This is a genomic window from Fischerella muscicola PCC 7414 (assembly GCF_000317205.1).
Taxonomy (GTDB): domain Bacteria; phylum Cyanobacteriota; class Cyanobacteriia; order Cyanobacteriales; family Nostocaceae; genus Fischerella; species Fischerella muscicola.
Genome location: NZ_AJLK01000045.1, coordinates 1 through 11,856, shown reverse-complemented (window position 1 = coordinate 11,856; position 11,856 = coordinate 1). Strand labels below are relative to the sequence as shown.

11 protein-coding genes are annotated in these 11,856 nt (G+C 37.1%); all 11 read left to right on the top strand.

The window, feature by feature from the left end; translation table 11 throughout:
* The first annotated feature begins 74 nt into the window (after positions 1–74).
* Positions 75–515, top strand: a complete 441-nt coding sequence (locus UYI_RS0107085; protein WP_016865982.1) for a hypothetical protein — start codon at positions 75–77, stop codon at positions 513–515.
* A gap of 312 nt (positions 516–827) precedes the next feature.
* Positions 828–1,082 (top strand): CTB family bacteriocin, encoded by a 255-nt coding sequence (locus tag UYI_RS0107080; protein ID WP_016865981.1) that lies wholly within the window; start codon positions 828–830, stop codon positions 1,080–1,082.
* A gap of 80 nt (positions 1,083–1,162) precedes the next feature.
* Entirely contained in the window at positions 1,163–1,411 is a 249-nt protein-coding gene (locus UYI_RS0107075; RefSeq protein WP_016865980.1) for a CTB family bacteriocin, read from the top strand.
* 188 nt (positions 1,412–1,599) lie between these two features.
* Positions 1,600–1,911, top strand: coding sequence for a hypothetical protein (locus tag UYI_RS0107070; RefSeq protein WP_016865979.1), 312 nt, complete (start codon positions 1,600–1,602; stop codon positions 1,909–1,911).
* A 66-nt stretch (positions 1,912–1,977) separates the two neighbouring features.
* Entirely contained in the window at positions 1,978–4,128 is a 2,151-nt protein-coding gene (locus tag UYI_RS0107065) for a peptidase domain-containing ABC transporter (RefSeq protein ID WP_016865978.1), read from the top strand.
* Between the two features lie 128 nt (positions 4,129–4,256).
* On the top strand, positions 4,257–5,666 hold the full coding sequence (locus UYI_RS0107060; protein WP_016865977.1) for an HlyD family secretion protein: 1,410 nt from the start codon (positions 4,257–4,259) through the stop codon (positions 5,664–5,666).
* 416 nt (positions 5,667–6,082) lie between these two features.
* Complete coding sequence (locus tag UYI_RS0107055; protein WP_035138242.1) at positions 6,083–6,742, top strand: HAD family hydrolase; 660 nt, start codon at positions 6,083–6,085, stop codon at positions 6,740–6,742.
* A gap of 316 nt (positions 6,743–7,058) precedes the next feature.
* On the top strand, positions 7,059–7,736 hold the full coding sequence (locus UYI_RS0107050) for a response regulator (RefSeq protein ID WP_016865975.1): 678 nt from the start codon (positions 7,059–7,061) through the stop codon (positions 7,734–7,736).
* Positions 7,737–7,826: 90 nt separating this feature from the next.
* Positions 7,827–9,710, top strand: coding sequence for a sensor histidine kinase (locus UYI_RS0107045; RefSeq protein WP_026085794.1), 1,884 nt, complete (start codon positions 7,827–7,829; stop codon positions 9,708–9,710).
* Positions 9,711–10,328: 618 nt separating this feature from the next.
* Complete coding sequence (locus tag UYI_RS0107040) at positions 10,329–11,003, top strand: DUF928 domain-containing protein (RefSeq protein ID WP_235147914.1); 675 nt, start codon at positions 10,329–10,331, stop codon at positions 11,001–11,003.
* A gap of 385 nt (positions 11,004–11,388) precedes the next feature.
* Positions 11,389–11,856: IS5 family transposase (locus UYI_RS0107035; RefSeq protein WP_016865972.1), on the top strand; the 468-nt coding region annotated here is incomplete at its 3' end.

The window sequence follows — 11,856 nt, the reverse complement described above, 5'->3', positions numbered from 1 at the left end:
TTGACAATTGACTATTGACTATTCTTAATTATTTATTCCAAATTTATTATCGAAATTCTAAATAAAATTAGAGTATGGCATCTCAAAATGAAGTTAAAAAATATCTAGCTTACTGGTTTCAGCTAGGCAAAAAAGTAATCATCAGTAATGGTGCAGAAACTTTGTTGCCTAAGCCTGTAATTGCAGGCGATCGCTATAGTGATGAATTTGAAGAATGCTGGCGGAAAATCACCTCTGAAAAAGCAGGTGATTGCTATCTTGAAGGTACAAGTGAAACTATTGCGGAATTGCTAACATCCGATTGGGAAATGTTTGCCTGTTCGCGTTGTACAATGCCCATACCTGTGCGAAGTCTGGGTATGCCTGCTGAATCATGTCCATGCAATGATTTATCTGACTGGCCAAATACAGAAGTTCCTCTTCCCAGAGGACCTGTAAACAGTCAAGTACAGCTAAAATTGATTCGCGATCAACTTGTAAAAATGAATGAGCTGTCTCATCATTCTAATAGTTGATTATTGAATAAATTGATTTTGTCTCAAGATTTTTCCAATTAATTTTATATTTTAGATGATTCAGTAACCCGGTTTTGATATCAAAACCGGGTTTTCGGTTTTATTGCCATGTATTTTTCAGAAATAGCACTCGTATAATCCTGCAATTAATGCTTCTTAAGGTGGTAAATAAGTTTACATAAATTGCAAATGACTTATGTATTAGAAAGGGTATATCGTAATAGGCAAGCAAGAAGTTGAGCTACTCAAGAAGCTAATCAACTCCAATTATCACACATAAAAACAACAATACAAGCAAGGAGTCTTGTAACTATGTCTCACGAAACATTTACATCTAATTTGTTTAGTGAAGTAACCGAAGAACAACAGCAGATGGTTGCTGGTGGTAAGAGTATTAACGACTATATCAGCACCTATTTTAATGCAGATACAACAGCATTTGCTTTTGCTGCAGCATCTGGTCCTGGTGGTAGTCTTGTGACTCAGGAATTTGCTGAACAAGAAATTAATACTAGTGCTTACAAGAGTTTCCAACTCAATCCTTACTTCTACTACTACCCATACTAAGTCAATCGAAAGTTGAGTACCTCATTTGGCTACTCAACTTTCAACATCACAATATAAACCTGAGCAAGGAGTTTTTTATCATGTCTTATGAATTGTTTATTGAAGTGTCCGAAGAACAACAGCAAATGGTTGTTGGAGGTAAAAGCATTTACGATTACATCAACACCAATTACTATCAAGACTTAACTGCTTTTAATTTTGCAGTTGGTTCTGGACCTCAGGGTAGTTTTGTTACACAAGAATTTGCTAGCCAAACGATTGATACCAGCGCTTATAAGAATTTCTTGCTCAATCCTTATGGCGGATATTACGACGACCTAGATAGCTAGATGTGGATGATTAATTTAGTTGAATACATAATGTAATTCAACTGGGTATCCACAAGCATGTTGAAGAAAGTCAGCTATCAAATTTATAGATTTAATCGATAGCTGACTGTTGTTCACAAGCAAAGTTTTTGTCTGAATAATTATATTTTTTTCAGCTGTATATACAGGTATAACAAAGAGGTAAAGCTGTGTCTACAGATAGAGAATTAACTAACTCTGAGCTTTTTGTAGAGTTGTCTGAGGAAGAACAAGAAATTACAATTGGAGGGCGTTCATCTTCACTATATGACTTTGTGATCAAAAAGACAAACATTGTTACTTTTGCAAATCATGAAAACAATTTTTCGGATGGTATAAATAACATTTCATCTAGACAACAAACTGGATATTCACTTTCAGAAGTCACCTTTGGATTTAATTTTAGTGGACTACGTGGACGTAAATATGGTTTGAGCGGCTTGGAAATATTACGTCGATTAATTTTTTATCTCTTTACCTAATTTTTCAGCAACAAGCAAACAGATTGACCAAACCTTCAGGCGCTCAATCTTTTGGGTGGACTAAAGATGAAATACAAGTTTGTTAAACAGCATAGTGAAGAAGACTGTGGAGCCGCTTGTTTAGCTACCATTTCTAAGCATTATGGACGTAATTTTACTCTTAATCACATCCGTGAAATGGTAGGTACTGGACAGTTTGGAACTACTTTATTAGGGTTAAAACGGGGTGCAGAAACCCTTGGGTTTAATGCTCGTCCAGTTAAAACTTCACCAGAACTTTTAAACCGAATGAAAGAAGCACCTCTGCCAGCAATTATTCACTGGCAGGGAAATCATTGGGTTGTTTTATATGGCAAGCAAGGTAACAAATGTGTCATTGCTGATCCAGCTGTAGGTATTCGTTATCTGTCTAAAAAGGATGTAGCGGATAATTGGACAGATTGGTTAATGCTGTTGTTACAGCCAGATCAAACTCGCTTTTTCTCCCAAGAGGATGATAAAGTTAGCGGCTTTTGGCGTTTCTTCCGGCGTGTTTGGGCTTTTCGTGGCATACTGGCCCAAGCGTTACCTTTAAACTTAATTTTAGGACTGCTATCTTTAGCATCGCCATTTTTACTACAAATTCTTACTGATGATGTGTTGGTGAGAGGAGATACAAGGCTGCTCACAACTGTGGCTATTGCTGTGGTTGTGATGCATTTTGTTTCTACTAGTCTTTCTTTTGTACAGTCTAATTTAATTGCTCATTTTGCTCAGCGTTTGCAATTAGGTTTAGTGTTGGAATTTGGGCGACAAATTCTGCGCTTACCTCTTTCTTATTATGAAGCTCGTTGCAGTGGAGAAATTGTCAGCCGTTTACGGGATATAAATCAGGTTAATCAGTTAGTTGCTCAAGTTATTGTTGGTTTACCTAGCCAATTTTTTATTGCTCTTATTTCTTTTGGCTTCATGCTGTTTTATAGCTGGAAGTTAACAACAGTGGCTATAGCGATCGCTATAGCAATGAGCATTTCTACAGTTATATTTCAGCCTACTTTACGAAATAAAACCCGTGAACTATTAGTTCAAGAGGCAGAAAATCAAGGCGTTTTAGTAGAAACCTTTAAAGGCGCACTTACCCTAAAAACTACTACTGCATCACCACAATTTTGGGATGAATTTCAAAGCCGATTTAGTCGCCTGACAACCCTAACTTTAAACACCATTCAAATTGCGATCGTCAATAGTACATTCTCAGGATTTGTTGCTGCTGTTGGCGGTGTTATTTTGTTGTGGTTTGGTGGAAATTTAGTAATTCAACCCGAGGAAAATCTGAGTATTGGGCAATTATTAGCTTTTAACGCAATGAATGCTAATTTCCTGGGTTTAATTGGTAGTGTAATTGGTTTTGTAGATGAATATACTCGCGCAAAAACTGCTGTTCAACGGCTGACGGAAGTTATAGATGCCACCCCAGAAGATGATAAAGATGGTAAAAAGCAGTTTGCCAAGATACCTGGAGATGCTGACATTATTTGTACTAATGTCAACTTTCACTATGCAGGTAGGATGGATTTATTAGAAGATTTTTCACTAACAATTCCAGGTGGTAAAGTAATTGCTTTTATTGGTAAATCTGGTTGTGGTAAAAGTACCCTTGCTAAATTAATTGCAGGCTTATACCCATTACAATCTGGTAATATCCGCATAGGATTATATAACTTAGATGATCTGGCTCTTGATTGTCTACGTCATCAGATAGTTTTAGTTCCCCAAGATGCTCACTTTTGGAGTCGTTCGATTATTGAAAATTTCCGTTTAGGAACACCTCATGTTACTTTTGAGCAAATTGTTAGATGTTGTGAAATAGCAGAAGCCGATGAATTTATCAGTAAATTACCTGATAAATATCAAACTGTTTTAGGCGAATTTGGAGCAAATATTTCTGGTGGTCAACGTCAAAGATTAGCTATAGCACGTGCTATTGTTAACGAGCCACCAATCTTAATTTTGGACGAGTCTACAGCTGGATTAGATCCAGTTAGTGAGGCACAAGTATTAGATAAGTTGCTTCAGTATCGTCGAGGAAAAACAACAATTTTGATTAGCCACCGTCCGCGAGTTATTAGTCGTGCTGATTGGATTGTGTTTTTAGAACAAGGTAGGTTAAAACTAAAAGGATCTGTGGAAGAATTAAGCTCGATTCCTGGTGATCATTTAGATTTTTTAACTCCTTGAATTAGTTGTTGGTTAGTAGTTAGTAGATAGTAGATAGTGGTTAATCAATAAAAAATGCGTACTAACTACTGTACAGGTGTCTACGTCCCTACTAACCACTAACCACTAACCACTAACTATTAACAAACATGCTTTACACTCATAATCAAAAATTTCTCCCTTCGGTTAATATCGATGAGTTTTTACCACCAATTAGTCGTTGGACTACCTTGGCTGGTATATTTTTGGTTGCAAATGTCGCCACAGCGATCGCTCTCGCTTCATACATTAAATACAATGTCACTGTCAAGACTTCTGCAACTGTACGTCCTACAGGAGATATTCGGATCGTACAACCAGAAATAGAAGGAACTGTCAAAGGCATTTTTGTTAAAGAAAATCAGATAGTTAAACAAGGAGATGTAATTGCTAAGCTTGATGATATGGAACTACATATCAAAAATAGTCAATTACAAAATAGTATTGAAGAAGGTAATTTACAATTAGCCCAAATTAAAGCCCAAATACAAGCTTTAGATATTCAAATAGAGGCTGAAAAACAAGTCATTGAAACAACAGTTATTTCTGCTCAAGCAGACTTGGCACGTAATCGAAGAGATTATCAAGAAGAGCAAGTCAAAACTCAAAGCGAATTACTATCAGCAGAAGCAAATTTGCAAAAAGCTGAGGCGAGTTTAAAAAAAGCCAAGGCTGACTTGAATTTTGCCAAACAGGATCGCGATCGCTACAAAGAATTAGCACAATATGGAGCAATTGGTAAACGGGATTATGAGCAGAGAAAATTAGCTGTTGAACAAGCACAATTAGAAGTAGAGGCAGAAAAAAGAGCTATAGATATAGCTAAAGCTAGCCTGCAAACAGCAAAAGCTGCTCTTAATCCTAGTGCAGCAACGGTGGAAATTGCTCAGGAACGTATAGCACAGGAAAAGGCAAAAGGTCAATCTAGTATCGCTGCTTTAATTAGAGAGAAAAATACTTTAATTCAGCAACAAATTGAACTTAGAAATAAAATCAAACAATATCAACAGGAATTACAAAAAAATATCATTCAAATGCAAAGCAGTGTCATTCGTGCTACTAGCGATGGTGTGATTTTCAAGCTCAATTTACGCAATCCAGGTCAGGTGGTACGTCCCTCAGAACCTGTTGTAGAGATTGTCCCTCAGCACACGCCTTTAGTTGTGAAAGCCATCATTCCTGCGGCTGAAATTAAAAAGGTGGAAATTGGTCAAAAAGTACAGCTGCGAGTTGATGCTTGTCCATATCCTGATTATGGTACTCTCCAAGGTGTTGTTACTGCTGTTTCTCCAGATACAATCGCACCCGTAAATAATACAGATGCAAGTGCAGCAAGTAGTCCAACTCCTGCTGCTGGATCTTTTGAAGCAATGATCAAACCCGAAAGTTACACTTTTGGAAATCATGAACATACCTGTAATCTGCAAGTAGGTATGAATGCTTCTGCTGATATTATTTCTAAGCAAGAAACGGCTCTGAAATTTTTACTTAGAAAGGCAAGATTAATCACCGATTTGTGATTTATGAATTATGAATTATTTATGTCAAAGACTTCGGATTTAAACTGGGAATTTGAAGTTACAATTGTTTTTGTCAGTAGTTATATCATGTCTGGATAAAAACTTGTAAAAAACGAATAATCTTACCTACACTCTCTGCGCTATTTCAGAAAGGCTAGAGGTGAGATAATAATGACTAAATAACATTAGATATTCTGGAATAAAAATCCCGTATTTTAGGTGCAAAACTATGCAGTTTTCGGTAATAAAAACAGCGTTTTTGGACAAATATTTTGTCTACTTAAAGCAATTTATTGGGGAAAAAGATGGCGTATGCTATTTAATACTACTCCCTTGGGTTAAGAAATTAATTAAGAAATCAATGTGTTGTGAATTACCAATTGACTGTACAAATTTTAATTTTGATTTTTTACATTATGACACTAATTGTATTAGTGAGAAATTCCTATAAAACTCAACAAGTATTGCAATGGTGGTCTTGTAGACAATCACTAAAAATGTTCTTGGAAGCAGAGAAAATCCGAGACGGTATATTACAGGAATCTTTTACTATTCGTCGTAGTTTAGAACTATTACCAGAAGGTAATTTAGAGTTATCAGCAAATAAAACTCAAGAACTTTTAAAAAATTTTGATAATTTTCACCAATCTTTAGTGCAATTGAGCGATCGCTTATTTCCAGTCTATATCCAAGACAATTTGCCTTTGGCAATTCAGCATCTAATAGAACTCTGGATTGCATCTCACTCTGAGATATATTTTCATCTTGATATGCCTAAGTCTTGGCGACATGAATCAGTAGATCGCAGCCTAATTATTTTAAGGACTCTAGAAGAGTTACTGAAAATTAGCTTACCTGAGGTTTTGACACAGATTTCTATTTACATCTGTCTACAACAACAAACTAATCTCGGTAAGCTTGTATTACAGATTACTTATCCTGATATTTCTACTCTTCTATTTTACAAAAATTTACCTGAACGAGAATATATTTGTAAAACTTTTAGAATTTTAACATCAGGCAAATGTTTTTGCTGTATTAATAACCTCAGTGTAGTTTGCTACCTATATTGGTAGATAAATATTACTTAATTACGTTTACAGTATACTTAAAGTATATTTAGTATATTTAAATAAATTTTAATTTATCATTATTTAATACAAAGTATTTCTTTTAAATTTTACTTTTGGCAACTAATTCCGAGCAGGATACAAGCCTCCAGATAAATCTCCAAATCTAAAATCTAAAATCTAAAATCTAAAATCCAAAATCCAAAATCTAAAATTGAATAACCTGTGGAACACTCTACAGAGTACATCTACCCTCTATGGCAAGCTTTTAATTTTCTAGGTAGGAGTAATAGTTATCTACTCACTTGTTGGGGTGTGAATTATGAAACAAGCGTTAACAAGACAAGCATTGCTAAAAATTTTAGTCATAGATGACCATGAATCAGTCTTGGGTGGAACCATAGAAGTACTACGAAAAAAGTACGTGGATGCTCAGTTTCTCACAGCGGTTACAGCTCAAGAAGCGCTTGATCAAGTAGCAAAGATGCAACCTGATTTAGTAGTTATGGATCTTTCTCTACCAGAGAGTCCTGGCAAAATGGCACGACCAGATACAGGTGTCAAACTACTTAGAAACTTAATGAAAAACCATATAAATTTGAATATCGTAGTCCAAAGCGCTCATGTAAGAACATTAGTACGAATCAGACCTGATATTGATATTCATAAAGGAGGTTTTACAGTCGCCGATAAAAGTCTTTCTAGCCAAGAAATGTTGACTAGAGTAGATTGGGCATTACAGGGATTAACTCATACAAAAGATATTAAAGGTGTTCATGCTGGCTTAGAAGTCAAACCAGAATGGTTAAGGGTGCTAACTCTCGCATTTGAAGAAGGATTAACAGATAAGGCGATCGCAGAGCGCATGTGTGTTGGCGAACGTATGGTACGTCATTATTGGAGCAAGTTACAAGATGCTTTAGATGTTTATCCTGAAGAGGGAAAAAATATGCGAATTCAAACGGAAATGCGAGCCAGAGAAGAAGGATTAATTGATTAGTATTTGGCTGTTGGTAGTTCGTTGTTAGTTGGAACAAATACAAAACAACTAACATCAAACAACAAACAACAAACAACAAATAATAAACCAATGCAGGCTGAACTGTGGAGAATTATTAAAGAGGAAATAGCCATTTGGCGTGTAGGTGCATTACCGGGTATGGCAGTTATAGCGATGGTAATAATTACTCGTTTAAGTGGTTATATGCAGTCTCTTGAATGGTTAGCCTTTGATAATTTTCTGCGTCTACGTCCTGCTGAAACGATTGATGAACGTGTTGTTATTATTGGAATTAACGAAGAAGATATTCGTAGTGTGGGAACTTACCCCATACCAGATAGAGAAATTGCAGTACTGTTGAGAAAACTCAATTCTCTAGCACCCAGAGTCATTGGTCTTGATATTATTAGAGACTTAGCTGTTGAACCTGGGTATACTGAACTGGTTAGTGCATTTAAGGATATTAAAAATTTAGTTGCGATTGAAAAAGTATTACCTGAAAAAATTGCTCCTCCACCAACATTACCTCCAGAACAAGTTTGTTTTGCAGATCAAATCATCGATGCTGATGGCAAATTACGACGCAGTTTGTTGGCAACACCAACAGAACAAGGATACAAGTTTTCTTTGTCTGTTTGCTTAGCAAAAACTTATTTAGCTAAGCAAGGTTACACCCTAGAAAACGGTATTCGTGATCCCCAAGCGCTTAGGTTCGGCAATATTGAACTACCCCGGTTTTTTCCTAATTCTGGGGGATACGTCAGAACTGATGCTGGTGGAGTGCAGGTACTGCTCAATTTTCGCAGTGGTCAAAAAAGATTTAGAATCTTATCTCTCAATGATATTAAAAACGGAAAATATCAGCCGCAGTGGATACGCGATCGCATTGTAATTATTGGTATTACTGCGCCTAGTGTGAAAGATTTCATCACTACTTCTGCTGTAGTATCTATACGACCTGCACAGGGACGTGTTTATGGAGTGGAAGTTCAAGCACATGCGAGTTCTGCAATAATTAGTGCAGTGCTGGACTCCAGACCACTCTTAAATAGTTGGGCAGACTGCTGGGAATATGCATGGATCATCAGCTGGGGTGTTTTAGGAATTGCTTTCGCAAGACTCACCAAGTCTCCGTGGCGAAATCTGGTTGCTGTTGTGATTGCCAGCACTATTTTAATAGCTGTCAGTTATTTATTTTTGTTGTATTGGGGTTTATGGGTTCCACTAGTACCAGCAATCCTCGTTTTAAATTTAAATGGTATTGCCATGACGGCTTTATACCAGTATGACCAAGCATTGCGTTCTAGAATAGAAGCTCGTCAAGCCCTAATTGAGCGTACTTTTGAAACAATTCATAATGGGCCATTGCAAACCCTGGCTAAAGCATTGAAGACAATTCGCGAACAAGACTTGTCGTCAGAAGAATTGCTACCAGCAGTTGAAAAAGAATTAGAAAAATTAAATTATGAGCTAAGAGGTATATATGAATTTTTACAAAGAGAACCTCTAACTCAAGATAGAAGTTTATATCTAGGAAATGGTCTACTGCTAAATTTACAAGACCCGATTCATACAGTTCTCTATCAAGTTTATGACCATACATTACAGCGAGAATTTTCTTGCTTTAGTACACTCAGGGTTAAGATAGTAACATTTGATCCAATTGATGACCACTTAAGTATTGAACAAAAACGTGGACTTTGTCGCTTTTTAGAAGAAGCTTTGTGTAACGTAGGCAAGCACGCCACAGGTGTAACTCGCTTAGTGGTTAGTTGTACCCAAAATGAAGGATGGTACACTCTGAAAATAATTGATGATGGCTTAGGTAGCATCTCTGCTAAAGAAGGTCGAGGAACACAACAGTTCCGAAATCTAGCTCGACAATTAAGAGGAAAATTCACGCGATCGCCTCTTTCCCCTCGAGGTACTCTTTGTGAATTATCTTGGCCTGTGGCAAAGTTTGGCTTTTGGTAAATGTTTTTATTTTTAATAAAAATTTTTTATTAAAAAGATTTTTAATCGATAATTCCGCTCAGGAAGTCCCCAGATTCATCTGTGGAACAGCACGTGGTGGTAGCAACGCGACGATTGGCACTTCTAGCCCAAAATCCTGTTAGCACATGACTGGTGTGAAAACCTGAAAAAGTGGCTTTCTGTAGGCGAATTTCAGAATATATAATATATAAACATTTTTGTCTATTACTAATAGTCTGATACTTGCCAAGTAATATAATAAATATTATAAAAAAATGTGAGATATAGTAAATATGAGCCAGCATTATGTAGTTTTCAGTAATGCGAATGACTAAAATATGAAATGAATTTAGTCATTTACTAGTAATACAATTAAGATAGATATGTAGCTTGGCACACAAAACGTATTTCTCCTGAGCAATGGCAATCCTCAATGAGCTATGGCAAGCAGGATGGTTAATTGCAATTAACTATTAATAATTGCTAATCTCCAAGCAACTACATATCTACCAATTACTATGAATTTTTTGAGTGCAATGCCAAGAGGGAAAGATAATGACTCACAAACAGTGGCTCTTGCACAAAATTTTTAATCATAAGATTTTAATAATTTGTGCTTTGACCATCCCTTTTTTGTTTACTCAAATAGCTTTAGCTGCGTATAAACCTCCCCGCAATCAAAAACCACCAAGTGGTTATACAGAATCATCGGGAGTTAGGGGAAAATGCAAAGCTATAGATGCTGATTCTGTAACCCTGCTTGCTCCTTCTACACATATTGGACAAACCACTTCCAGCCATCCCACCTTTGCTTGGTTTGTACCTCATCACCAAAGAGTACCGCTAGAGTTCTCTATTTATGAGTTAGGCAGTAACGAGCAACTGAAACTAACTTATAAATCTCGATTGCAGAGTTCGCCAGGGGTTATGAAACTATCTTTACCAGAGAATTTACCTGGTTTAGCCTTGGGTAAAAAATATCTATGGCAAGTAGAAATTTTGTGTGACTTTAACTATCCTTCACGCAATTTACTAGCCACAGCAGATATTGCAATTGTACCCATGCCAGCCAATTTACAAGAAGCACTGCATCATAAGGGCGATCGTACCCAAAGAGCTAGCCTCTATGCTGAAGCAGGTATGTGGTATGATGCTTTGAGCGAAGCCTTAGCTGACAGTGGCGATGGCGAATTGGGGAAACTAGCAGCAAGTTTATTAAAAGACCTAGCAAGCTTAGAAAAGTCACCAGAAATTAGAGATTTATCTCAAGTTACTTTAGGACAAAATCAATAGGCGTCTAAAGCTGGAGTGTTCTTTCCTTTAAGGATTTAATTTTGTTGGTCATAGGTAATTAGTTTTTTCCGTTACCTACTATATCAAGTTCGGTTAATCACTTAGAATAAAAAATACTCACCCCATTCCCTCTCCGCGGGTTCGGAGAGGGGTGCCGAAGGCGGGGTGAGGTAAAAGGGAATTGTAAGTAATCATGCGAACTTGATATTACCCATTAGACCTCTTGCATGGATCCCAAAAACCCCCTTAATCCCCCCGTTTATGGGGGAAGATTTAGTTCCCTAAGCGATCTCGCTTAGAGGATGTTTGAAAAGTCGGGTATGTTGTAAAAAAACTCTCTCAGTATAAAGTGTGAATGAATAGTAAACAGCACCGAGAGAGCGACATGAATAAAGCATACCCTAGCAACTTAAGCCGTGTTCAATATGAATTCCTCAGTGACTTAATTCCAGAACCCAAAAAAGGTGGTCGTCCTCGCGAAGTTGATATGTGGGAAGTTCTCAATGCCATCTTCTATGTTCTGGTAGAAGGAGTTCAATGGCGAGCCTTACCTGGAGACTTTCCTGCCTGGCAGACGGTCTACACCTATTTTCGTAATTGGCGTAAAGATGGGACGTGGTTGAACATCCACGATCAGCTGCGAGACTGGACTCGGATTGATATTGAGCGCCATCGAAGTCCATCGGAGGCAATCATCGATAGTCAAAGTATCAAAACTGCTGCAATGGTACATGAAGCTGTGGGCTACGATGCAGGCAAGAAAATCAAGGGGCGCAAGCGATTTATGACAGTCGATACTTTGGGGTTAGTGTTGCGAGTATTGGTTACGGCTGCCAATGTAGGTGAGCGTGAA